The organism is Jeotgalibacillus sp. S-D1 (assembly GCF_004358665.1).
Lineage (GTDB): Bacteria > Bacillota > Bacilli > Bacillales > Jeotgalibacillaceae > Jeotgalibacillus.
On the sequence record NZ_SMZR01000003.1, the window covers coordinates 88,041 to 112,374 of the forward strand.

At 42.0% G+C, this 24,334-nt stretch carries 26 protein-coding genes; 11 read left to right on the forward strand and 15 right to left on the reverse strand.

Translation table 11 applies throughout. The features are described 5' to 3' along the window. The first annotated feature begins 285 nt into the window (after positions 1-285). Positions 286-1,314, forward strand: a complete 1,029-nt coding sequence (locus tag E2R51_RS11220) for an LLM class flavin-dependent oxidoreductase (protein ID WP_133377171.1) — start codon at positions 286-288, stop codon at positions 1,312-1,314. 234 nt (positions 1,315-1,548) lie between these two features. On the opposite strand, the gene E2R51_RS11225 is transcribed toward E2R51_RS11220, so the two are convergent. From E2R51_RS11225 to tlp, 3 genes are all read right to left on the reverse strand, one after another. After that, positions 1,549-1,950 carry a DUF1761 domain-containing protein gene (locus tag E2R51_RS11225; protein WP_133377172.1) on the reverse strand — a complete coding sequence of 134 codons (402 nt, stop codon included), beginning with the start codon at positions 1,948-1,950 and terminating at the stop codon, positions 1,549-1,551. Between the two features lie 12 nt (positions 1,951-1,962). Continuing rightward, the gene (locus E2R51_RS11230) at positions 1,963-2,907 is read right to left on the reverse strand and encodes an AraC family transcriptional regulator (RefSeq protein ID WP_133377173.1); all 945 of its coding nucleotides are present in this window, start codon (positions 2,905-2,907) and stop codon (positions 1,963-1,965) included. 116 nt (positions 2,908-3,023) lie between these two features. After that, positions 3,024-3,245, reverse strand: a complete 222-nt coding sequence (gene tlp / locus E2R51_RS11235; RefSeq protein WP_133377174.1) for a small acid-soluble spore protein Tlp — start codon at positions 3,243-3,245, stop codon at positions 3,024-3,026. A 167-nt stretch (positions 3,246-3,412) separates the two neighbouring features. Here tlp and E2R51_RS11240 point away from each other — a divergent pair, with 167 nt between their 5' ends. Beyond that, a complete protein-coding gene (locus tag E2R51_RS11240; protein WP_133377175.1) occupies positions 3,413-4,117 on the forward strand; it encodes a pseudouridine synthase in 705 nt (234 codons plus the stop codon). A gap of 170 nt (positions 4,118-4,287) precedes the next feature. Continuing rightward, complete coding sequence (locus E2R51_RS11245) at positions 4,288-4,827, forward strand: tyrosine-type recombinase/integrase (RefSeq protein WP_133377176.1); 540 nt, start codon at positions 4,288-4,290, stop codon at positions 4,825-4,827. Between the two features lie 41 nt (positions 4,828-4,868). Here E2R51_RS11245 and E2R51_RS11250 read toward each other — a convergent pair whose 3' ends face one another. After that, positions 4,869-5,549 (reverse strand): universal stress protein, encoded by a 681-nt coding sequence (locus E2R51_RS11250; RefSeq protein ID WP_133377177.1) that lies wholly within the window; start codon positions 5,547-5,549, stop codon positions 4,869-4,871. A gap of 324 nt (positions 5,550-5,873) precedes the next feature. Between E2R51_RS11250 and E2R51_RS11255 the strand changes: the two genes are divergently transcribed. Genes E2R51_RS11255 through mnhG form a run of 7 tightly spaced genes read left to right on the forward strand, consistent with a single transcriptional unit; the run spans position 5,874 to position 11,649 of the window. Continuing rightward, on the forward strand, positions 5,874-8,288 hold the full coding sequence (locus E2R51_RS11255; protein ID WP_133377178.1) for a Na+/H+ antiporter subunit A: 2,415 nt from the start codon (positions 5,874-5,876) through the stop codon (positions 8,286-8,288). After that, positions 8,275-8,697 carry a Na(+)/H(+) antiporter subunit B gene (locus tag E2R51_RS11260; protein WP_133377179.1) on the forward strand — a complete coding sequence of 141 codons (423 nt, stop codon included), beginning with the start codon at positions 8,275-8,277 and terminating at the stop codon, positions 8,695-8,697. The genes E2R51_RS11255 and E2R51_RS11260 overlap by 14 nt, the downstream gene beginning before the upstream one ends. Positions 8,698-8,699: 2 nt before the next feature. Continuing rightward, positions 8,700-9,038, forward strand: coding sequence for a Na(+)/H(+) antiporter subunit C (locus tag E2R51_RS11265; RefSeq protein ID WP_133377180.1), 339 nt, complete (start codon positions 8,700-8,702; stop codon positions 9,036-9,038). Continuing rightward, complete coding sequence (locus tag E2R51_RS11270; RefSeq protein WP_133377181.1) at positions 9,031-10,512, forward strand: Na+/H+ antiporter subunit D; 1,482 nt, start codon at positions 9,031-9,033, stop codon at positions 10,510-10,512. The genes E2R51_RS11265 and E2R51_RS11270 overlap by 8 nt, the downstream gene beginning before the upstream one ends. 30 nt (positions 10,513-10,542) lie before the next feature. Further along, positions 10,543-11,028, forward strand: coding sequence for a Na+/H+ antiporter subunit E (locus tag E2R51_RS11275; RefSeq protein ID WP_133377182.1), 486 nt, complete (start codon positions 10,543-10,545; stop codon positions 11,026-11,028). Further along, complete coding sequence (locus tag E2R51_RS11280; RefSeq protein WP_133377183.1) at positions 11,025-11,309, forward strand: Na(+)/H(+) antiporter subunit F1; 285 nt, start codon at positions 11,025-11,027, stop codon at positions 11,307-11,309. The genes E2R51_RS11275 and E2R51_RS11280 overlap by 4 nt, the downstream gene beginning before the upstream one ends. A gap of 16 nt (positions 11,310-11,325) precedes the next feature. Further along, complete coding sequence (gene mnhG, locus E2R51_RS11285) at positions 11,326-11,649, forward strand: monovalent cation/H(+) antiporter subunit G (protein ID WP_240733070.1); 324 nt, start codon at positions 11,326-11,328, stop codon at positions 11,647-11,649. A 414-nt stretch (positions 11,650-12,063) separates the two neighbouring features. Here mnhG and purU read toward each other — a convergent pair whose 3' ends face one another. The 3 genes from purU to E2R51_RS11300 form a co-directional block, all read right to left on the reverse strand. Further along, positions 12,064-12,963, reverse strand: coding sequence for a formyltetrahydrofolate deformylase (purU, locus tag E2R51_RS11290; protein WP_133377185.1), 900 nt, complete (start codon positions 12,961-12,963; stop codon positions 12,064-12,066). A 420-nt stretch (positions 12,964-13,383) separates the two neighbouring features. Beyond that, positions 13,384-14,667, reverse strand: coding sequence for an isocitrate lyase (aceA, locus tag E2R51_RS11295; RefSeq protein WP_133377186.1), 1,284 nt, complete (start codon positions 14,665-14,667; stop codon positions 13,384-13,386). Between the two features lie 74 nt (positions 14,668-14,741). Next, positions 14,742-15,041, reverse strand: coding sequence for a hypothetical protein (locus E2R51_RS11300; protein ID WP_133377187.1), 300 nt, complete (start codon positions 15,039-15,041; stop codon positions 14,742-14,744). Positions 15,042-15,256: 215 nt separating this feature from the next. Between E2R51_RS11300 and E2R51_RS11305 the strand changes: the two genes are divergently transcribed. Then, positions 15,257-15,811 (forward strand): biotin transporter BioY, encoded by a 555-nt coding sequence (locus E2R51_RS11305; protein WP_133377188.1) that lies wholly within the window; start codon positions 15,257-15,259, stop codon positions 15,809-15,811. A gap of 66 nt (positions 15,812-15,877) precedes the next feature. Here the strand turns inward: E2R51_RS11305 and E2R51_RS11310 are convergent, their stop codons facing one another. The 8 genes from E2R51_RS11310 to E2R51_RS11345 all read right to left on the reverse strand — a co-directional run bounded on the left by E2R51_RS11310 (position 15,878) and on the right by E2R51_RS11345 (position 24,211). Further along, complete coding sequence (locus E2R51_RS11310) at positions 15,878-16,852, reverse strand: metallophosphoesterase (protein WP_165967209.1); 975 nt, start codon at positions 16,850-16,852, stop codon at positions 15,878-15,880. 37 nt (positions 16,853-16,889) lie between these two features. Continuing rightward, positions 16,890-18,680 carry an ABC transporter ATP-binding protein gene (locus E2R51_RS11315; RefSeq protein WP_133377461.1) on the reverse strand — a complete coding sequence of 597 codons (1,791 nt, stop codon included), beginning with the start codon at positions 18,678-18,680 and terminating at the stop codon, positions 16,890-16,892. A 12-nt stretch (positions 18,681-18,692) separates the two neighbouring features. Next, positions 18,693-19,874: a nucleotidyltransferase domain-containing protein gene (locus E2R51_RS11320; protein ID WP_133377190.1), complete on the reverse strand. Its 1,182-nt coding sequence runs from the start codon at positions 19,872-19,874 to the stop codon at positions 18,693-18,695. A gap of 13 nt (positions 19,875-19,887) precedes the next feature. Then, positions 19,888-20,337, reverse strand: a complete 450-nt coding sequence (locus tag E2R51_RS11325) for a lasso peptide biosynthesis B2 protein (protein ID WP_133377462.1) — start codon at positions 20,335-20,337, stop codon at positions 19,888-19,890. Positions 20,338-20,349: 12 nt separating this feature from the next. After that, entirely contained in the window at positions 20,350-20,646 is a 297-nt protein-coding gene (locus E2R51_RS11330; protein ID WP_133377191.1) for a lasso peptide biosynthesis PqqD family chaperone, read from the reverse strand. After that, positions 20,643-21,569 carry an HPr kinase/phosphorylase gene (locus tag E2R51_RS11335; RefSeq protein ID WP_240733054.1) on the reverse strand — a complete coding sequence of 309 codons (927 nt, stop codon included), beginning with the start codon at positions 21,567-21,569 and terminating at the stop codon, positions 20,643-20,645. The genes E2R51_RS11330 and E2R51_RS11335 overlap by 4 nt, the downstream gene beginning before the upstream one ends. 569 nt (positions 21,570-22,138) lie before the next feature. After that, a complete protein-coding gene (locus E2R51_RS11340; RefSeq protein WP_133377193.1) occupies positions 22,139-22,264 on the reverse strand; it encodes a paeninodin family lasso peptide in 126 nt (41 codons plus the stop codon). 15 nt (positions 22,265-22,279) lie between these two features. Next, positions 22,280-24,211, reverse strand: a complete 1,932-nt coding sequence (locus tag E2R51_RS11345; protein ID WP_133377194.1) for an asparagine synthase-related protein — start codon at positions 24,209-24,211, stop codon at positions 22,280-22,282. Between the last annotated feature and the right edge of the window lie 123 nt (positions 24,212-24,334).

Sequence of the window (24,334 nt, forward strand, 5' to 3'; positions counted from 1 at the left end):
CCTTTTATATTACTCCATTAATGGAATTTTTGCTTTAAAATCCATTTGACAAAATCATCTATAAAATCTATTTGCATCAGGAATTAGCCGGGCTTGGACAGAACGGATAAAGTCTACGAAGGAGTATACATGGATTGGCGTCTGATTAAAACTAATTGATTTGCCTAAGCATTAAATTTTATAGGAGGAATCAAACTTGCTACACTGGAAAAGATTTAACAGGATTTACTCAAATGCCCTTAGATCTGTGTTAAGCATCAAACCATTATGAAAGAAGTTGATTATATGAACCATAAAGCAAAAAAGCTAAGTGATATTCGTTTTTCTGTATTAGATCTGGCTCCTATTATCGCTGGCTCAACAGCAGCCGACGCTTTTAGAAATACATTGTCTTTAGCCCAGCATGTGGAAAGATTGGGTTATACACGCTTTTGGCTGGCAGAGCATCATAATATGCCATTTATCGCAAGCTCTGCTACCTCAGTCGTTATTGGCCATGTAGCAGCCGGAACAAAGAAAATCCGGGTGGGATCAGGCGGGATTATGCTTCCCAATCATTCCCCTTTAGTTATAGCAGAGCATTTCGGCACACTTGAATCTTTATTTCCAGGGAGAATCGACCTTGGACTTGGCCGCGCTCCCGGAACAGACCAGAGAACCGCTCAGGCCTTGCGCCGAAATAATAATAATAATAATGGGCAGGATTTCCCTCAGCAATTAAATGAGCTGCGGACGTATTTTGACCCTTCACTATCCGATTCAAAGCCGGCAGTACGTGCAGTTCCAGGAGAAGGGCTGAATATTCCGATATGGCTGCTGGGCTCAAGCGGCTTTAGTGCACAATTAGCTGGACAATTGGGGCTTCCGTTCTCATTTGCCAGTCACTTTTCGCCTGACAACACCCTGCCTGCACTTGATTTATACCGGAGATCATTCAAGCCTTCCAATACACTTGAAGAGCCATACGCAATGGTTGGGGTGAATGTGATTGCAGCTGAAACAGATGAGGAAGCTGAACGGTTAGCCACCACGCTGCAGCAGCAATTCCTGAACTTAATCCGAAATACCGAATCCCCTCTGCCACCTCCAGTCGATAATATGGATGATATTTGGTCTGAGTATGAAAAAGCGGCACTGGAGCAGCAGCTGGGCTCCTCCATTATCGGAAGCAAGGAAACGGTAAAAGCTAAGCTCCAGGCATTTCTTGACGACACTCAGGCCGATGAAATGATGATTATCTCTCAAATTTATGATCATCAGAAACGCCTGCGTTCTTTTGAAATTGTTGCGGAAATTGTAGAAGAAAGTAAATAAAAGCTAAACCAGGCTGGGACAAATGTTGTCGCAGCCTAGTTTAGCCGGCTCACTGCGCTTCAGGCGGACGCTTTCCGCAGGGACGGCGCTGAGCCTCCTCAGGCTTCGCCTTGCGGGGTCTCAGCTTGCCGTCAAATCCTGCAGGAGTCGCCACCTTCCGCTCCGTTCACCTCATATTTGCAATTAAAAAAGACTCAATTCGCATGACTTTTGGAGTTATGACCCTACCTCTTTTTATCCCCACAGACCGTGAATAATACCTAATAACGAAAAGGCAATAAGATGATCGCCTGCTGCAATTCCCAGTGCCTTTTTTGACAGCAGACCAAACAAGCAATTCTTTGCATAAACAAGGGAAATGACAGCCCCTATAGATAAACCCGCAGCCAGACCTTCTGCCGCACCCTGGATATTGGTTGTCTGGATAACTACAGCCATAAAAAAAGAGCTTATAAAAGCAACACATACTGCCAGGATGTATTTAGCAGGTCCTTCTGACTGCTGTTCGCTTATCTCCTTATTTTTTGGGTTCTTTTTAGATAGTAAAGCAGAATAATAAATACCGCCGAAGGCCATATAAGCCAAGCCTCCAATGATAATAGCTGCAACGGGCAGCACACCAAAATCAACAGTCATACGAATTCTCCTTCATTTAGGCTCAATGGCTAACGCAATCGCTTTAATAGAACAGATTAACTCCATTGAGCCATTCATTTTTTCAATACGAATGATCTCTACTGGATTGCCAAGATACCGGTAGCCGCTTCTGGGCAGCCAATAGCTGTACAGCTCTGAGTAACATTCGATTAATTTGCCTCTTTCATTAAAAGAGACAGGCTGTTCAAATACAAAAATAACGTGCTTCCCCCCTTTGAAATCACTTGTCATTTGATCGAAAGCTTCTGCACTAATTCCATCATGAATTGAAATGCAGCAGTCATACCGGCATTTTTCAGGAGGTGTAATATAGGGGTTATTTTTCGGAATACCCATCACCAGCGTATTCTCCTCAATCAGATCCCTCGCTTCACACCAGCGGTATAGTTCCTCTAACCGGTCCTCCACACCCACCGTATATGGTCCTGTACTTTGATTAAAAACAGCTTTTACTTTCGGTAAAAAGATTGTTTTGACCTTTGTTAAATCAATCCATCTAAACTCATTATAAGGATAGAGCGGCTTTTCTTCTTTTTCCATCTTGCTAACTTGTTTTGATTTCTTGCGATTTATGTATTCACGTGGAAAACGGTTTAAATAGGCCCCTTCCCTCCAGGCTTTAGGGCTGTAAGTAAAATGATTTGTAAAAGCGGTTGTAAAATAAGATAGTGAAGAAAATCCACATAACATCGCGATGTCAGTAACATTCATTTGTCCTTCGTAAATTAAATAATGAGCTGCTTGTTCCAACCGGAGACGCTTTACATATTGAGCCGGACTTTCTCCAGCTAGTTCTTTAAACAGCCGCTGAAAATGATACGCGGAGTAGGTTGACACCTGGGCCAGTTCTTCTAATCCAAGCTTTTGGTCAAGGTTATGTTCTATATATGTTAATACTCGATTGATTTGTTTTTGCTGCTCCGTTAAATACGGCATTGGTTATGTCTCCTTTATATGCAAGGTAGTACATATAGTATAGTTAATTTTGCCGCACAAAAAAGGAACCTATGTAAAGAAAACAAAAAAAAGAGAGAAATAATCTCCCTTTTTTGTTAACAGGATGATTCTTCATCCTTAATTTCACTGCGCATGCTTTCCATACTGTCTTTCCGGCGATTATTTTTCGCTTTAATGGCTTCTTTATCTTTTCCGTCAGCAAACATCATCGTTTCTTCTGCTGCTTCCATGTTCTCTTTTGTATTTTGCATCATTGATTTAAGCTTTTCTGCATTATCACTTCGGTCATCCGGCTTTGGCGCATTGTGCTGTGTCATTGTTACTCCTCCTTAAATGTATGATTGGTGCAACTGATAGCATTTCCACATAATTTTTTATTATTCTTAATGGTCTTCGGCTTTTTCCATCACTTCCATAGTTGTATTAATGGGAGAAAATACGGTATCTTTGTTACACAGATAAACTCAAAAAAGGTGTGTTAAACGTGCGGATAAATAAATTTTTAAGTGAAGCAGGCATCGTTTCAAGACGAGGTGCTGATAAATGGGTAGCGGAAGGAAGAGTTCAGATTAACGGGCAGCCGGCTGAGCTTGGCAGCCGCATTGAACCGGGCGATGAGGTGCTGGTGGATGGCAGCCCTGTAGTGCTGCAACAGGAGTATGTGTATCTTGTATTGAATAAACCAATCGGAATTACGAGCACTACCGAGCGTCAGATAGAAGGAAATATTGTGGATTTTGTTAATCACGAAAAGAGGATCTTCCATGTAGGACGATTGGATAAAGATTCGGAGGGGCTGATCCTCCTGACGAATGACGGGGATATCGTAAATGAGATCTTACGGGCGGAAAACAAGCATGAAAAAGAATATATTGTAACTGTGGACCAGCCGGTTTCTGATCATTTTGTTAAGCAAATGTCCCAGGGCGTAAGGATTCTGGATACCAAAACCCTGCCCTGTAAAGTCGAAAAGCTTTCAAGCCATACGTTCAAGATCACTCTTACCCAAGGCTTGAACCGCCAAATCAGACGGATGTGCACAGCCCTCGGCTACAGTGTCCGCAGCTTAAAGCGTGTCCGGATCATGAATATTTACCTGGAAGGGCTGAAGACTGGCCAATGGCGTGACTTGACGGATGCCGAACGGAATCAGCTGTTTAAGGATTTACATTATACGCCTAAAAGATAGGAAAACTAAATACCATTAATAAAAACATCCCGGTTGCAGGTCAGCGCATGGGATGTTTTTTTACTAACCATCAGTTCCGTCTCCTACCTATACCAAAGTCTAATCATTTGTATGTTACATAAATGCATGTTAGGATTTAGTTATGTAACATAAAAGAAGGTGAATATGTTATGGAAGTTGTCAATCCGATAAAAAGTATGCGACACATCCAGTTAATGAAAAAAGAATTAAAAAAGCAATCAAGTCGGGACTTCTGTTTTTTTGTACTGGGAATCAACACAGGATTAAAAATCAATGTACTGTTGCAATTAAATACTAAGCAAATGGTGAATGATAATGGGGATATTCTTCCTTTCATTGTGATTGAGGATCAAAAGATCTATATAAATGACAAGGTAAAGGCTGCATTAAATTTCCATCTGCATCACGAAAACCACATACAGGATGTTTACCTTTTTCAATCACCCAAAAATGCAATGCCCGTCACCCGTCAACATGCTTACCGGGTGATACATGAAACAGCAAGAAAAGTGGGAATTGACTATCAAATCGGCACCCATACGTTAAGAAAGACCTTTGGCTACCATGCTTATATCAAAGGAATTGCTATTTCACTAATTCAAGAGCGCTATCATCACGCTACACCTTCTGAAACATTACGTTACATCGGGATAGATGATACGATTCAAAAAATAGATGTGAATCTGTAAAAAAAACCTGCAGAACAAAGTCTGCAGGCAGCGTATAACGATTATAGTTCTTCTTCTTTTATTGCCTTGTGAATAGAGGTCGGCTCTGTAATCTTGTCATCTGTTACATGAAGCTGACATGTTTTGTTATCACGCACAAATTTAAAAACACCGTTGTTAAAGTCAGTACCTGTTTCTTTATAGAAAATGCCCTCAAACAGCACATCATCATTATAGTCAAAGCTTATATAGTGACCGTCTTCCTTTTTCACTAAGTACGCTCTGGTTCCGCTGTCGAATAGGTTTTCGTCGTCTTCTACCGAACGGTCGATGGATACGATATGGAAATCAACAAAAGTGATTTCGCGTAAAAGCATATTTACGAACGATCCCTTTTTTATTTCCTCCCAGCGGGTTTGCGGGGATTGACCTAAAATTATTTGAGTGATATCAAGCTCTCTTGCTACTTCAGCAATCACTTTACCTGCAGGCCGTTTTTCATTATCACGAATAATGAAATCTTCCGCACCATGTTCTTCGGCGATTTCTTTCCACTGTTCAATATAAGCTGTTTTGTCCGCACTGATATTTTCAATTGAATTTGAATCAACTGTTAGTACGTATAGCGGGCAGTCAAGCATATTCGCTAATTTGCAGCCGCGGCGGATTAAACGTTCCCCATTTGGACCGAAATAAACACAGACTAAAATACTTTCGTCCATTCGGGCTCTTAATTTTTTCACGTCATTTCACCTCTTCCCTACTTTGTGAGAATTTATCTATATTTGGAATTTAAATTGGCTATTTATTTACGCTCATTTTGTCACGAATATAAGGATATCGGGCATGACACTAAAATTCAACCCTTATTTCTCTTTTTCTAGAGCTTTATTATATGGCTGTTGATTTTCACCGGTGGACTTTTGCACCAGCAGCTTCAATCCATGCTGATTAATAACAACAACAAATTTTAAACAGGCTTCTTATAAAGGTTTTAATCAACAGTATTAGATTCTGGCGTAATAAATATGGAATAAACGAATTATTTTGCTTAAGGGGGATTGTCCATGACCTTGCTTCATTTACTCATATTATTTCCGATTATAGCCGTTGTATTTATCGTCACGCTCGGACAACTGGCACCTCGGCTTCATCTGGGATGGGCGGCACTTGTGGTTCCGGTTGTACTGTTTGCGGCCTTCCTTACGATGGTTCCCACCATCGCTGGAAATGATACCATTTCCGGAACTATTCCATGGATTACGGAGTTAGACCTGCACTTTGCTGTTTATCTTGACGGGCTGAGTTTAATATTTGCCTTGCTGATCACGGGGGTAGGCAGTTTAGTTGTATTATACTCCATCTTTTATTTATCGAAAAAAAGAGAATCTCTTTCTCACTTTTATTCTTTTCTCCTTCTTTTTATGGGAGCTATGCTTGGTGTCGTATTATCAGATAATTTAATGGTGCTGTATTTATTCTGGGAATTAACGAGTATTTCATCCTTCTTATTAATCGGTTTCTGGTACCGAAGAAAAAAATCGCAGTATGGTGCACAAAAATCGTTCCTGATTACTGTAGGCGGCGGTATTGCCATGCTTGTCGGATTCATCATGCTGCAAGTGATGAGTGGGACAAACAGCGTGCAGGAAATCATCGCCATGAGAAATTCGATTCAAGGACATGAGCTTTTTGTTCCAGCTCTTATTCTTATTTTACTTGGTGCATTCACAAAATCCGCCCAATTTCCTTTTCACATCTGGCTGCCTGATGCAATGGAAGCTCCTACTCCTGTAAGTGCTTATCTGCATTCGGCAACGATGGTTAAAGCCGGGTTGTTCCTTGTTGCAAGATTCACTCCTGTTTTTGGCGGGGAAGCGACATGGTTCTGGCTGGTCAGCGGAGTCGGGATCTTTACGATGTTTTGGGGAGCATTATTTGCAGTAAAACAAAAAGATTTAAAGGCATTGCTTGCTTATTCAACCATCAGCCAATTAGGGTTGATCATGTCTTTGTTTGGGCTCGGTTCAGCCGCACTGCATGGCGGCGCATCCACTGATTCGGTTGTTTATACGACTGCCATATTTGTTGCTCTTTTTCACCTTGTGAACCACTCTACGTTTAAAGGTGCTCTGTTCATGATTGTTGGAATTGTGGATCACGGTGTGGGAACACGGGATATTCGTAAGCTTGGAGGACTCATGACCTTAATGCCAGTCACGTTTACACTGGCTGTTATCAGCAGTTTTTCCATGGCAGGACTTCCTCCGTTTAATGGATTCTTAAGTAAGGAGATGTTCTTTACTGCTACGTTAACGGCAAAAGAAATGAACTTCTTTTCCATGGACACCTGGGGAATGATGTTCCCTGTCATTGCATTAGCAGGAAGCGTGTTTACGTTCACCTATTCAATGGTTCTTGTATTTAAAACCTTTGCGGGCAGATATAAAAGAGACAAACTGGAGAAGAACCCTCATGAGGCACCCATCGGTTTGCTCATCTCCCCTATCATTTTATGTTCACTGGTGATTTTGCTATTTATTTTCCCGAATCAGCTAAGCAAGTATCTTCTTGCCCCAGCGATGAACGGAATCTTACCCACCTTCCAGGGGATTGAAGGGCTCATTCCTAAAATCTATGCGTGGCACGGATTTAATACGGAACTGCTTATGACAGCGATTGTTGTCGTACTGGGATTTGTTTTAGTACGAACATTTAAGTACTGGAAAGAAATTTATGATTTATTCCCCCAACGAATCAGTATTGATCAGGGGTATCAGAATTTACTGGCCTTTAGTGAGTCCACGTCAAACAGCATTACGAATTTCTATATGACTGGCTTTTTAAGACATTATCTTTTCTATATCTATGGGTTCCTTCTGATTGTATTGAGCGGCACGCTTTTCCTTACAGGAAGCATTGTGATCAACACAGCAGATGATGCACAAATAGGGATTTACGAGGTTCTTCTAGTATTAATTATGGCAACAGCAGCAGTCAGCATATTATTCACCAAGTCCAGGATGACCGCCACCCTTTTAAATGGTGTGCTCGGCTATTCCATCGCTATTTTCTTTGTGTTATTCAGAGCGCCTGATCTGGCCTTGACGCAGCTTGTAGTGGAAACGGTGACAACTGTTCTTTTCTTATTATGCTTTTACCATTTACCTGAATGGTCAAAAGAAGACCGCAACCTGAAAGTTCGAATTCCGAAAATGGTCATTGCGATTGGCATGGGTGTATTAACGGTACTCATTTCGCTCTCTGCACAAGGCAACAAGCTATTTGATTCCATTTCAAGTTTTTTTGAGGATTCTTACGAGCTTGCCGGCGGTCGAAATATCGTCAATTCGATTTTAGGTGATTTCAGAGCATTTGATACGATGCTGGAAGTGGTTGTGCTCTTTATTGCCGGAGTAGGGGTATATACGTTAATTAAATTGAAATCACCGCAGGGAGGCGATACGAATGAGAGAAAATGATGTCATTTTACAAACCGTATCAAAAGTTGCTGTGTTTATCATTTTAACGTTTGGAATGTACTTATTTTTATCCGGACATCATAATCCCGGCGGCGGATTTATTGGAGGGTTAACATTATCTTCTGCTGTTATCCTCCTATATATTGCATTTGATGTGGAATCCGTTAACAAAGGCATCCCTGTTGATTTTAAATTGGTCGCAGCTGCAGGGGTTTTGATCTCTGTATTAAGCGGTACGGGTGCCCTCTTGTTTGGCGCAGATTTTCTAAGTCAGTCATTTGCATATTTTGACCTTCCCCTGCTTGGCAAGACCGAGCTTACGACTGTTGTGCTTTTTGAGGCCGGCGTCGCCTTGGCCGTAGTTGGCGTTGTGGTCACAATTTTAATTAATATAAGTGAGGATGTGTAAGGATGGAGACACTAATAACTCTTTTAGTGGGAGTGCTTGTGTCTGTCGCGACATACCTCCTGCTTTCAAAAAATTTAATACGTGTCGTTTTGGGAACCGCAATACTGTCCCATGCTGTGCACTTGCTGCTGTTAACGATGGGCGGCTTAAAAACGGGGAGTGTTCCGATTCTTGAAGACGGTGTTGGAACTTATACAGATGCCCTTCCCCAAGCTCTTATCTTAACGGCCATCGTCATCAGTTTTGCCGTTACAGCGTTTTTCCTGGTACTTGTCTACCGAACCTACCAAACTGCAGGAACTGATAATCTCAATGAAATGAGAGGATCGTCTGATGAATAATATACTTGTTTTTCCAATGGTCATTCCTGTCATTACAGGTGTGGCGCTTCTATTTTTCCGTTCCTATCCTGCTGTACAGCGATGGAGCACGATTGCTGCCATGCTTTCGGTATTTGCAATCAGCCTTTGGATTTTAGAAGATGTCAGAAGCAATGGCATTATGCGTCTGGATTTTGGAGGATGGACGCCTCCATTCGGGATTACCTTTGTAGCAGATTCGTTTGCTATGCTCCTGGTTGCAGCCGCTTCTTTCGTGTCGCTTATTTGCATGTTGTACGCAGTTTTTGCTGGGGATAAAAGAAGAGAATATTACTTTCAGTATACTTTTATGCTGCTGCTTATTGCAGGTGTAAACGGTGCATTTTTAACGGGTGATTTATTTAATTTGTTTGTGTGTTTTGAGGTTATGCTTCTTGCTTCTTATGTGTTAATGACGCTTGGCGGTGAAAAGAAACAGCTTACTGAAGGGATCAAATATGTTCTGATCAATATCTTATCCTCATGGCTTTTCCTGCTGGGCCTTGCTTATGTATACGGAACACTGGGAACACTGAATTTTGCCCAGCTTTCCCTGAGGATAGCAGAGGCAGGTCAACCTCCAATACTTACTGCGATCAGCATATTATTCCTGGCAGTTTTCTCACTTAAAGCCGGCCTTGTTCTTTATTTCTGGCTTCCGGGTTCATACAGCGCTCTTCCAACGGCTGTTTCTGCTTTATTTGCAGCTCTCTTAACAAAGGTTGGTGTCTATGCACTATTTCGAACCTTTACGCTGCTTTTTTACCATGAGCCTTCTATTACCCACACTATTATTGGATGGATGGCCATTACGACCCTGGCAGGCGGCAGTCTCGGGGCCATCGCTTATGTAGACATCCGAAAAATTGCTGCGTATAACGTGGTCATTGCGATTGGATTTATTTTAGTTGGTCTTGCCTCCAATAATGCTGCCGGAATCCAGGGATCGATTTACTACCTGGTACATGACATCGTGATAAAAGGCCTCCTCTTCTTGATTATTGGAACGATTATCTACCTGACATCCAATGCGAGACTCGACCGGACCAGCGGGTTAATTACGAATTATCCTATCCTTGGATGGATCTTCTTAATTACAACATTGTCTTTGGGCGGAGTTCCCCCCTTCAGTGGATTTGCGGGCAAACTAATGATTGGACAGGGTGCCATTTCTTCAGGTGAATATGTGATGGTAGGAGCCGCATTCTTATCCAGCCTGTTTGTTTTGTACTCGTTAATCCGAATCTTTTTAAATATGTTCTGGGGCGAAGTGTTGATTCCACGTAAACATCAAATTCCCCTTCCCTTCCCGCTGCTGGCTCCACTTGTTGTGCTGGCAATCGTTACAATCGGATTAGGACTGGGAATGGACTTCATGGCGCCTTATGTTACAGATGCTGCTACTGTATTGATGAATCCTGAGGTCTATATCGAGGGGGCATTGGATAATGAATAAGAATTCTTACCGTGTGGGAGGTGCAAACAAATGCCCGCTCAGTTTCTATTAAATCTTCTAATTGCTGTTTTATGGGTGCTTCTCAATGATGAATCCACTTTTGAAGTCCCTACTTTTGTAGCTGGATTTATGATCGGTATTGTTATTATTTTTCTCATGCATCGTTTTTTTGGAACACCATTCTATCTAAGACGTGTCATCTCCATGTTAAAGCTGCTATGGATCTTTAATTATGAGTTGATTACTTCAAGTTTTTTAATCATGAAACAGATTCTTATCCCCTCAACTAAGATTGAACCTGGAATCTTCACGTATGAAACCAAGCTGAAAAATGACTGGCAGGTTACAGCATTAGCCCTTCTGCTGATGCTGACACCCGGATCCGTAGTGCTGCGTGTGTCACCTGAAGGAACCACCTTCTTTATTCACGCCATGGACGTCAGAGATTCAAAGCCTTTGGTTCTAAAATCGATAAGAATGTATGAAAAAATCATTCTGGAGGTGTCCCGCTCATGACGACCATCATTTTCACAACAGCCATCGTCCTTTTTTGCGTCGCTATTGGCATGGCCCTTGTACGTGTCATTAAAGGGCCTTCCCTGCCTGACCGGGTCGTTTCCTTTGATGTGATCGGGGTTAATTTGATATCGGTTGTGGCCGTTTTAGGTGCTATCTTAAATACTGCTGCTTATTTAGAAGTAATTTTAATTATTGCCATTCTTGCCTTCATCAGCACCATCGCCTTTTCAAAATATATTGAGAGGGGGGTTATCATTGATCGAAAGCGAAATAATTAAATTAATTGGTGCAATAATGGTTCTGCTTGGCAGTATAATGGCCATTATCAGTGCGTATGGCCTTATCAGTCTTCCGGACGTGTATACCCGTTCACATGCAGGTACGAAGAGCTCTACACTGGCTGTCTTGTTAACCCTGACTGGCGTCTTTATCTACTTCCTGGCCGCCGAGCATTATTTAAGCATAAGACTCGTTCTAGGAATAGTCTTTTTATATTTAACAGCACCAGTTGCCGGCCATTTAATTTGCCGTGCTGCCTATGTATCAGGAATTGATATTAAAAAAGAAATCACGGAAGACGAGATTCATGAAAATGAATATCAGACATATCGGGAATAAAGATCGTCCAGATGGGATTGCTCCCCTTAAGGAACAGAGAAGAAAATCTGTTTTCTTAAGGGGTTTTTTTGTGTCAGAGGACGTCCAGTCTGCCCATTGTTATTGGAATTACTTTGGATAGATTAGACATGGCTGTTTTGAAGGAGACGTACAGATAGGCCGGGCCGGGCGGTGGCTGAAATGTAGAACCTTTCTTTTTATATGTAGAACTTGCAGACTGAAGTGTAGAACATCTGCGTTATAGTGTAGAAGTTTCATTTTGAAGTGTAGAACATCGGCGGTGAAGTGTAGAACCCCCCAGGAAAGCGCTGTCCAACCCATCGCTAAATATGGGGTGTATTACAAAAAGAGGCCTTTACGAACATGTTCTTGATCGTAAAGGCCTCTTTCCGGGTTTTGTTCCAAACTCTTTTATTAAAATACAATCGTTTTGTTGCCGTCTACAATAATCCGATCCTCCAGATGCCATTTTACCGCTCTGGCCAGAACACTTCTTTCAATGGAACGGCCAATTTTTTTCATCGCATCAATATCATCACGGTGATCTACACGCATTGTGTCCTGCTCAATAATCGGCCCTTCATCTAAATCATTGGTTACATAATGAGAGGTTGCTCCAATCAGCTTAACCCCGCGCTGAAAAGCACGGTCATATGGGCGTGCACCGACAAAGGCAGGCAGGAATGAATGGTGTATATTAATGATCCGCTTTGGATTTTTCTCTACAAAGGTCGGAGTTAAGATCTGCATATAACGAGCCAGTATGATGACATCAATCTTGTATTCCTCCAGAAGCCTAAGCTGCTCTGTTTCAACTTCACGGCGGTTTTCTTTGCTCGCAGGAATATAGACGAATGGAATACCAAAGCCTTCCACAAGCTCTCTGGCCGTTTCATGGTTACTGATCACAAGGGCCAGATCCGTCATTAAGTCACCGCTTTGCCATTCCCACAGGAGTTCGCGGATACAATGAAGCTCCTTTGACACAAAGATGGCTGTTCTTTTGATTTCAGAGGGAAAGGTCATTTTCCAATCCATCGAAAAGTTTTCGGCAAGGGCAGCGAATGACGTCTTGATTTCTTCTTTTTGCTCCTGAAGCGACGGGCATGCAAACTCAATACGGAGAAAAAAGTCCCCGCCTTCTGGATTTGTTGAATACTGGCTTGAATCAATTATATTGGCTTTGTATTGAAACAAGAAACGGGAAACAGCCGCCACAATTCCCGGCTGATCAGGGCATCTTACGAGTAAATTACCCAGGTTTTGTTTTCGTTCCTTGTAAGCATTTATTTGCTGTTCTATTTCACTTGTCATTGTGTTCCTCCTTCAGGCAAACCTGCCTTCTATAAAAAGATGTTAGGTATGATAGTAAGGGATTCACCAGTAAAATGAAAGTAATCTCATTTAAAACACGAATAAAGCACTCTGTTCACATTTTATTTTAAATAAGTACAGTTGTGCCGAAGAACACAATAAAAGTTTTATAAGGGGACCGGTTCATTTCCGCTGCAGGCGGAGACTTTCCGCGGGGCGTGCGGTGAGCCACTTCGAGCTAAAGCCCTTCAGTGTCTCACCTTTCACGCTTCATCCCGCCGGAGTCCCCGCCTTACGCTCCAATGAACCTAAGATTACAAAAGCACTGCACAAAAAAGAAGATCCTTACGAACAGTCTTTGTTCGTAAGGATCTTCTTTTTTTAATTTGCCAGGTTTTGCACAGCCTCAGTATCCTTTCCTTATGCCTTTTGAAACTGATCGCTTTCAGTTGAACCTTTTAATGCGGTGGTGGATGATACGCCGCCGGAGATTACCAGTGATACTTCATCAAAGTATCCCGTTCCAACCTCCCGCTGGTGGCGTGTAGCGGTGTAGCCCATATCCTCTGCAGCAAATTCCGCCTGCTGAAGCTCAGAGTACGCTGCCATACCGCGCTCTTTATATCCTCTGGCCAGTTCAAACATGCCATAATTAAGAGCATGGAAGCCTGCAAGTGTTACAAACTGGAATTTATAACCCATTTTGCCCAGCTCCTGCTGGAAGCTCGCAATGGTCTCTTCATCCAGTTTCTTTTTCCAGTTGAAGGATGGAGAACAGTTATAAGCCAGCAGCTTGCCCGGATATTTTTCATGAATGGCTTCAGCAAATTTTCTTGCTTCTTCTATATTAGGTTCTGACGTCTCGCACCAGATTAAATCCGCATAAGGTGCATAAGCAAGTCCGCGTGAGATTGCCTGGTCGATGCCGTCATTCGTGTGATAAAACCCTTCAGGCGTCCGCTCTCCTTTTATAAAAGGCTGATCGTAAGGATCTACGTCACTTGTAATTAAACTGGCAGCATTTGCGTCAGTTCTGGCAATAATGATGGTAGGAACCCCCATTACATCAGCTGCCAATCGGGCTGAAATCAGGTTTTTAACCGCTGTTTGTGTTGGAAGAAGCACCTTGCCTCCCAAATGACCGCATTTTTTTTCAGAAGACAGCTGATCTTCTAAATGGACGCCGCCCGCTCCAGCTTCTATCATCGACTTGGTTAATTCGAACACATTCAATGTTCCTCCAAAGCCTGCTTCCATATCGGCTACGATCGGGGCGTACCAGTATGTATCGCCCTCTCCTTCCGCCTGCTGAATCTGATCTGCACGCTGTAAGGTCTGATTAATCCTTTTAACTACCTGTGGTACGCTGTTTGCCGGGTACAGGCTTTGGTCAGGATACATATTGCCGGACAGATTGGCATCTGCTGCTACCTGCCAGCCGCTCAGGTAGATCGCCTGTAATCCTGCCTTTACCTGCTGCATCGCCTGATTGCCTGTCAGTGCACCGAGGGCATTTACGTAGTCTTCCGTTTTCATCAGATCCCACAGCCGTTCTGCTCCCATCGTCGCAAGCGTCTGTTCCACTACAACAGAGCCTCTCAGCTTAATTACATCTTCTGCAGTATATGGGCGCTCCACCCCATTCCATCGATCCTGATTCCAGCTTTCCGTTAATTGCTTCGCCTGTTCTTCTCTTGATTTCATATTTATCTCTCCTTTTTGTTATAATACAAATTTAATAATTTATTATTGTTATATAACACATAGTTCAAAAAAATTTAATCTACATCTGCACAGCATTCAATTGCTTCTTTAAAGCTTGAGTAATCCAGACCGCATGCACGGCAGATATTTGCCGGTTCTGTTTCATCCTTTTTTCGAAATACAACAACTTCTGATACAGTTTGTTCTTTAATATCCAATGCACCATTTGCCGTCCCCTGGAGTTTAAATGCCTCATTTCCATAAACAAACATGGTTCCTTCCAGTTCCTGATTCGTTTTTCCTTCCAATACCTTTTGAACAATCCAGCGCTCGATCAATTCACGGCTTGTTGTTTGTGTTTGTTGAATTTGCATGTAAATCCCTCCAATTAATTTAATAAAACTAATATATAACAGTAGTTATTTATATGCAACTGTTTTATAACAGTTTACACTGAATTTTTCCCTTATTATCCCTCCAAACCCTGTAACCGCCCTATTTTCTCACTAAAAAAAATTTTTTTATTCTTTACATAGTAACAATGTGTTAACTTAATAGTTATATAAGTTAACACAGGAGGAGTGGCAATATGGAGAACAAGCGTTTACGAATGATGATTAATTGTGGGATTTTTGCAGCTATGACTGCGATTTTAGCTCAAATTGAAATTCCATTGCCGCTTATTCCAATCAGTGGACAAACACTCGCGGTTGGAATTACAGCGACGATTTTAGGCAGCCGCTACGGGGCGATGACCCTGGTGGTTTATATGCTGATTGGTACAGCCGGACTGCCTGTTTTTGCAGGCTTCAGCGGAGGTGCCCATGTACTTGTTGGACCAACTGGCGGGTACATATTCGGATTTATTGCCGCTGCTTTTATTACCGGTCTCATCCTGGAAAAAACCTCGTTCAATCTTACTCAAGCAATTATCGCAAACATTGCCGGCATGATTGTCACCCTTGCATTTGGAACCATCTGGCTGAAGATCCTTCTGGACTTAAGCTGGCCAGCCGCTTTGGCAGCAGGTGTGTATCCGTTTCTCGTGGTTGGAGTTATAAAAGCTCTTCTCGCTGCCTGGATTGGCATAAAAGTACGCGAGCGCCTGCTTCAGGCCAGATTAATACAGCCGGCCGTCAGTTAATTCCCAAACAAAAAAAGCAGCAGCACCTCTTTATTGCTAAGAGGTACTGCTGCTTTTTTGTATCATTTACTTATTTTCCAAAGTCAGGAGATTAATTTGAGGAGGATTAAACAGCCGGAATTTCAGGAAAGCCACTGCATCGCTGCTGCCAAGCCCGGCGCTTACGTATTGCTGTGTGTTCTTATATTCCCACAGCCCGCTTACCCGGTCCCGGGGTGGAAACAGCCCGCCATTCTCATACCAGGCTTCCGGTACAAAGGGAGCACCGATGAAAGGCAGTCGGATTTGTCCGCCGTGATAATGTCCTGCCAGGATCAGCATGTTTTTTCTAAGCGCATAAAATCTGTCAAGATAATCCATCTGCTCATCCACCACAGGATAATGGCTCAGCGCAATAAGCACCTCTTCATCCGCATCGTTTAGTTTACTAAACTGCTCAAGCATTTGATTTTGATAGTCAAGATAGGCCGTCTCCTTTTCAACCGGCCTTCCAACTCTGCCATAAACAGCCTTAAATCCTTCCTCCGGGTTTAATGACGCAAGATCAAAATTCACAAAATGAATTGTGTCCTCTTCCTTTTGGATCGTCTTTACCGATTCCAGCAGCAGGACTCCACGCTCTTCCATTTGCAGGATAAAGGCGCTTTTTTCAAGCCCTCTTTGCTCTTGCACAACATAGCTGTCAGGATCTGTGTTTCCTGGTACAAAATACGCATTCTCTTTATTGTCTATTCCGTCCAGTAGATCAAAAAAGGCGGTATAATCGGATTGCTGCGGGTCGTCCAGCATATCTCCTGTAAAAACGATCGCATCGTACTCCTGGGCATTAATCTTCCTGATAAGATCTGTTTGACCTGTACCAAATTCCTTTTCATGAAGGTCCGTAATTTGCAAAATGCGAAAGCCTTCAAATGCTTTTGGAAGGGCATCCATTTGAATGGTTTGTTCCTCAATGGTGAGCCTGTTATTGTCCCAGTAGATATACGCAATACAACATATGATCGAAACAGAAACCACTGCGAGTATTATGATCTTTTTCACCGCTGAACTCTCCATTTAAAAGATATAATTAAGTCAATCAAGGCGTCATTTCTACCTGCTTTTTCAGCAGGTGATTGAAGACCTTTGATTTTTCCTGCGACAGCTGCTTAAAGCCGCCCTGCTGCACAATTTCCCCCTCATCCAGTACAATGACCTGATCGGAATTGCGAATGGTGGAAAGCCGATGGGCAATTACTAAAATTGTCATCTTTCCCTTCAACCGCTCCAGGGCTTCCTGAATATGCGCTTCACTTTCCGTATCAAGTGAGCTAGTTGCCTCATCCAGCACCAAAATCGTAGGCTTTCGCAAAATGGCTCTTGCCAATACGAGCCGCTGCCGTTCTCCCCCTGAAAGTTTGATTCCCCTGTCGCCAATCAACGTATCCAATCCCTTTGGAAGCTTCTCAATGAATGCATCAGCAGAAGCGAACTGGAGCGCTTCCCACAGATCTTCGTCCGTAGCATCAGGCTGCACGAGCTGAAGATTTTCACGGACCGTGGTATTAAACAGAAACGGATCCTGCGGAACATAGCTCATTGAGCGTCTGAGTGACAGGACATTTTCTTTAGTGAGCTCCTTGCCATCTATTAACACCTGTCCTTTTTCAGGGTGATTCAGCCCCATCAAAAGATCCACAAGTGTACTTTTCCCCGCTCCCGAGCGGCCGACAAAGGCCGTCATTTTATAAGCCGGAGCCGTAAAATCAATGTTCTCCACGGTATAGCCAGGTTCCTGCTGATTGTATCTGAAGGAAACATTTCTGCACTCAATTTGATGATTAAGCTGCATTGGCTTTATGTTTTGATCCTGAACAAATTCCTCCTGCACTTTGCATTCCTGCTGAAGAGCCTGTACGGCTTTCAATGAAGGAAGAACAGTGGCGATTTGCTCCAGTGAAGATTGAATGCCGGCTACCCTCGGCCAAAGTCTTGAAAAAATCACGATAATCAGCATCAGCTGGGCAAGCTGAGCATTAAACATCATGATCGCAATATAAATAAATGCCGCAATTAAAATAGCTGAAGCTGCTTTGTAATACACCTGTGAGGTTGTTTTAAGCCTCATGTACTCCACCTGCTCACGCTGCATCTCATCGGTAATATCTCCATACCAATCCAGTCTTGAGCGCTCTAAAGAATTGCTTTTAATATCTTTAATGCCGTTAATCTGATCGGTTACCCCTCCAATATACTGCTTTGCCAGCTCATAGTTCCGCTTGCCAAGCGCAAGGGACCTCTTTAAAAACTTGCGGTTAAATAGAATCAGGATCCCTCCGCACAGCAGAATAAATAGAGTAATCATCGGCGCCAGAATCAGGGCAATGACAATTTGTATCATCGTTGTAATAAGTGAAGACATGAATTGCAGAACCGACTGTGTTCCCGAGCTTGCCCTTACCACTTCTGAGGTTAGGATATTTACAAGATCCGATTTTCGTTTATTAATAAAGAAATGCCAGTTGGAATGCAAAATGCCATTGTACGTCTTATTTCTTAAATGGCGTAGAAAACCCTGCTGAATAACAGTATTTCGTACAGTGATTTTTTGATGTAAAAGATTTTGGCTAATGGCAAGAAAAACAAATGCACATAAAATCGCCGGAAGACTTATATAAGCAGGTATAGAATCCATAAAAGAAAACAAGCCGGCAAGCGGTATGGAAGAGCTGTCAAACTCAATGATCCCCGTCAGGCTGATCATTGGAATTAATAGAATGACAGCAGCGCCTTCAAGAAGACCGATGGCAACCATGGCAGCTAAATTTACATAAAGAATTTTCCCTGCAAACGTATGAATTTGCTTTAAAAAGAATAAAATCTGCTTCATCATTTAATCCCCCTAAGGTAGTGCATGACTTCTCGTTTTTCTCCACACCCACAGAAAAGGACGAAGAGGAAAATAAAGTACATGGAGTTTAGTTGGCAAGGGAAGCGTTTTGGCGTCTTCAGGATAAGGATGCAGGAAGCTGATTACAAAAAACAGCTTTTGCTTTAAAGACATTAAAGAAAATAAATGATATTTATGATAGCGGGCAACATCCTCAGGAAGAGGATCTGTATGGAGGTTTACCTGGTTTTCCATATAAAAAACAGCTTCCTGGGCTAGCTTTGCATACTTTCTCAATGAGAAAGCCTGGGCTTTTAACGGCATTGGTGTACCAAAAACTGCTGAACTTAAATTGACTGCCTGTCCCCCTGCCCGGAGATAATCGTATTTTTTAAAGTGAGATAATGACAGCTTCCAGTCTATTTCCTGATTCATTAATTGATGAATATCCATCAGCCAGCGAAGACGGGACCAGCCGTGACGTGATCCATGGGAAACAAGAAATAAAAACAGATCTTCTTTTCCAAGAATGTAGACGGGTGATTTCGTCATTTGGCTTTTGACTTTTCTGTCCCATAACTCTTTAAAGCCGGGTTCTTTTGCGGGACCTGGGTTTAGTCGCCAGTGAATTTCTGCTTTCAGCTTCTTTTTGGGATGGAAATAGGTCACATGATGATGCCGCCACTTCCAGTCATTTAAAATCGTTTGGATGTAATCATCTTTTTCATAGCCCCGGTCGAGCAGGATTTTTTCTGCATTGTCCAGCTCACCGATCGGAACGATAAAATCTAAATCGCTGGATGTACGCAGTGAAAGATCACCATATAATTCATAAGCAAGCGTTGGGCCTTTGAGGAAAAGAAGTGGTATGCGCCGGGCAGTAAACAGTTGGCTGATCTGTTCCATTTCAGCAGTTAAGTGGAGCATTTGAAAAGTATTTCGCTGAAACAGACGAGTGAGTTCTTTTATTACATGAGCAGGTATCAGATCTCCCATATGTTTTAATTTTGGAGTAAGAACAGGATAAACACGGTGATGGATGGTTAATTGAATAAACAGCTCCCAGTCCACTGCAGGATACCGATCAGACAAATCCGCCGGCAATGCGTTCTCTGGTTCCCATTTAAGTAATTCGATCAGAAACTGCATCTCCTGATGGATGTGTGTTAGATCAAGTTGAGATACGTTCTCCATAGCCTGCTCCTTCTTAAACATTTTTTGCAAATTTACTGACCACGGTAAACCGCTCCATTCCTTCTGAACCGGTGAGATAAAATGGACCGCTTCTTATCCATGCATGAGCAATTAGCTCCCCGTTTTCATCCCGCGCTGTACCCAGGTAAAGAGTGCTTTCAATTTTGCGCCGCTCAAGCATTCTCATCGCTGCAATCGCTTTTACCAGGCACTGGCTTTCAAAAAATGTGTACTTGCTCGCTAAATGGATTGCCCGGGAGATTTCACCAAGTGTTTTTTTATTGTCCGGATTCGTCTCGAGCGAAGTTTCCTGCATGACAGCACCTAATGATGGAACGACTTTTGAAAAAGGGATGCTTTTTAAATAACGTGCCCACGCTAAATGACAATACGATTCGATTAAAAGTTTTTTCAAAGGCCAGCTAAAGGATAAAAAGAGTTTTATTTTCCTTATCATCTTAATCGATCCTTTCAATTAGCGGCTATGGGTTTTAATCAAACCCTCTTCTGCTAAATGGTCTAAAAATGAAAGGACCTGTTCCTCACATTCTTCCATTGTTACATTGTATTGACTTGTCAAGGCTGCGACCATATCCTGCAGGGAAACAGGCTGTTCCATCAGATCCCAGATGTCCCCGCCAACCTCGCCCAAATTATAATATTTTCCATTTTCAATACTCAGCATGACCTTCTCGCCATCCATATCACTTACGATATTTCCTTCCTTTTGACTAAGCAAATGATCTTTTAATAGTGAACTGTTTTTAATCATACAGCCTTTTCCTCCTTAAGAAATTTCTCTAAAATCAAGTCTGTCAGCTGATGAGCGGTAAACTGCGCAGCCGGTCTTCCAACCTGAAAGAAATCAATCTTGCCAGCCATTTTAGCGGATGTAGCAAAGTGCCATTCCATCAGTCCGGAGCGGGTAATAATAAAGTTGCGGTAGGTGTGATAAAACAGCTTTTGAAACCGTTCCATATTTTCAATCGCTTTGATTTCTACCTGCTCTCCCCCAAGTTTCACAAGCTCAACGATCCCTGCTAAAGGCATTGGCTTATCAGCAAATTGGGCTGCAACAGGAACGGCAAACTTTGTTTCCCGATCAATAATAGGACGAAGCTTCTCCGACTCCATGCCAAATTGATTTAAGCTCTCAAGCCACAGCTTCTGCTGGGGATAAGCAGGTGTAACCATCGGCACGAAATCATCCGTTAACGTTACAGGAATGACATCATCACTTAATAGCTGGTAGCCCCGTTTTAAAAAAGCTGAGGCAAGTGTGGATTTCCCTGCTCCTGAGTCGCCGACAATGGCATACGCCTTGCCATTTACCGCAATGGCACTGCCATGCAAGGGAAGAATTCTTCTTTGCATTAATAGGGCTCCCATGCAGGTTCCAAGGAGATAAAGCCTTAGCTGGTCTTCCTGTACTCCCTCATGTGGAGAAACAGTAATGCTTTTTCCATTCTCAATCTTGTAAATGGCAGCATTCGATATATTAAACATGCAAAGGTCTTCTTTTATAAACGTCGAGCGGCCGGGTTCTGCAACTGCAGTCCACTCATCTTGCAAACTGTCACTCTTTATTACCACATCAGCATGATAAGTATCTGCTGGATAAAGAAACTTCAATTCCGGTAAGATATATTCGCTTGAGATGGTTAAACCAAATGCATGATAGATGTTTTTCTTCACTCTTTTCACCTGCCTATAGGATGGATGGGCCCTTCCCAAAAGGATGTGAGGCCAATTACTTAATAAGAAGTCATGATTAACTGTCCATTGGCTGTACTATTGTCAACTAGCAATCTATCAAATAACTCAACTAAATTATCTATAATAACATCAGCAGTAATCGCTAATTTTCTTTCAAAGTTATAGGGCGTTATCAACCGGCATTGTAAATCCTGCCTTATTCATCCTTTTAAAAGGATTTCATCATGAGCTTACATGCTCCACAATGTCTTTGTATCCACTATTCTCGTGTACCCGCTCATGTTGTACTCCATTTAGATAAATGGAAACTAGCATTGTTCTATATAAAGAACATAAATAGTAAAAAAATAGAGGGATGGATATAAGAAAAGATATCATTCGTTTTGTTCTATATTAAGAACAATCTATATTATTAAATTATCACCTTTCCCCTGCAGTGTCAATCTGGGGAAAAATAAATACTACATATTTTATCTGTTAAAAAACAGAAGAAAACCCTCATACTTATTGCTTATGTATAAGGGCGATAAAAAAGCATTGTATAAATTTTAGCTCTCGAAATGCACCATTTCGTCGGGATCAGGCTGATGACCATCAGGTATTGTCATACCAGGACCGGCCATTGTGCTCCCTACCTCTAATTTTTCAAGTGTTGGCTTTTTCCATTCTTTCATTTGTATCACCTCCTCTCAATCTAATTTTTTTATAAAACGATAAACAATTAAACTTCTCATTAATGTCTTAAAATTAGCATTATAGACGTAGTTCGACCCTGGATTACTAGTGTCGGTGCCGGCCAGTGCTGATCTTAAAACATCCATATTTATTAAATCTTTCATAACAGAATCATTAATAACTTGCTGCATCTCCTCCATAAAGATTTTCCAGTCCCGACGCATTCGATGAATTCCATCGCTTCCCTGAATGCCACGTGTTTTTTGATTCAGCCTTACTTCATCTGGCAGATAATGTTCTGTGGACCTTCGAATAAGCAGGCGATCAACCCCATTTTGGACAAACTCATCTTCAGGTACAGATAAACAATAATTAATGACATCTAAATCATTTGTCGGATCGCGTTCCATAACCTTATACCGAAGCGACATTTTCGTTCCTGTTGTACCTGTAATGTTCCAGAAGGTTAATTTTTCAAATTGCTTTCGCCTTGCATCATACGAATTAAAATAAGAATAAGATGCAGCATCCATTCCATGCGTACGTACTTTTTCCAATACCCCTGTTCTTTCGCCAAAGGACGGATTAATAAGAAGCGGAAAATTATCAGCTGTCTTTGGGGAGTACAATTCTGCAAGCACCTTTCCTTTAACTACAGACATTACACGCGATTTTTTTGCCCCTACGTTTTTACTGTATTGATTGACCTCTCGATAAAACTGAATCAGTTTGAGCTTTTTCAATAACAGAGTTTGATACTCCAGGGCCGGTCCCCAGGAAACTGTCCAATTCCCCCTCGCACCATTTAACAACACACCTACACCTTTTTGCCGAGCTGTTTGATGAATGCCTTTCATCCAAAACGAATTCTCAAAAAATTTGTATGGCATTTCATAGATGTCTAGCCAGTCATCTATTTCTGTAAAAGGGCTTTTCCCGGTGAAGTCGAGGTAGTGGTCGTTTATATTACCAACATAATCAACGGTTGATTTAATTAAAGGTCTCTCATCGGCAATTCTATGTTTTGGAGTCCAGTCGTGAAAATTATTCTCTGGTACATAGCTAAAGGTTTGGAGCTGTTTATTTTGTTGTTTTAAATGTGGGGCTGCAAAACTCACTACAGAACCAGAATCAAGCCCCCCGCTTAACTGTGCCCCCACCTTATGAATCGTTCGTGTACGGGCTGCCACTGATTTGTGAAACACATGTTGAAAAGCTTCTTTATATTCATCACTCGAACCAAGCTTCAGCTTTTCACCCATTATTACTGATGTATACTTTTTTACGTTTATTTTTCCATTCACTAGCGTTAACGTATGCGACGGCGGAATCTGATCGATATGTTGATAGACAGTTGCAAGAGGCTCAACCGTTTCATGCATACCCGGAATCGCAAGATATTCAGCAAGCCATAGCTCATTTATTTTTTTGTCTACAAAAGGCAATGCAAAAAATGGTTTTATCGTTGTACAAAAAGCAAAATGAGATTGGTTCGTATAATAATAGAGTGTTCGAGTACCAGAGAAGTCCCTTGCACCAAACAGCTTTCTCTCTTTTTCATCCCAAATCATAAAGGAAAAGTCTCCCCGCAAATGCTTGGGTGAATCCTCTCCCCATTTCTCGTAAGCGAGTAAAATTAACTGACTGTCTGACAACCCTTTACGATCTTGTTTCTTAACTTGAAAAAGATCACACAGATCTTCTCGATTATCAATAATGGCATCCGCGGTAATGACCAGCTGCTTATGATAGTCATAGTAAGGAAGCCGTTCCCCAACTGACTCCTCTGTCACCCATTGCAAATGACATCCCATAAATAAATGGTTCTGACAGTAAATTTGCTGATCGTCAAAAGGAAAATAAGCCAAAGCAGCCATCATAGCTTGACCATATTCAACTGATACAGGCTCTTGGTTTATATTGATCAGGCCAGCTATTGCGCTCATTGAGTTCCTCCTTAACTATTTGTACTTTCAAAAGAACAAACTAATCAAAAATTATGTACACATTAATGATAACATCATAATTTGTTCTCAATAAAGAAATTCTTATTTTGATTTTACACTGAT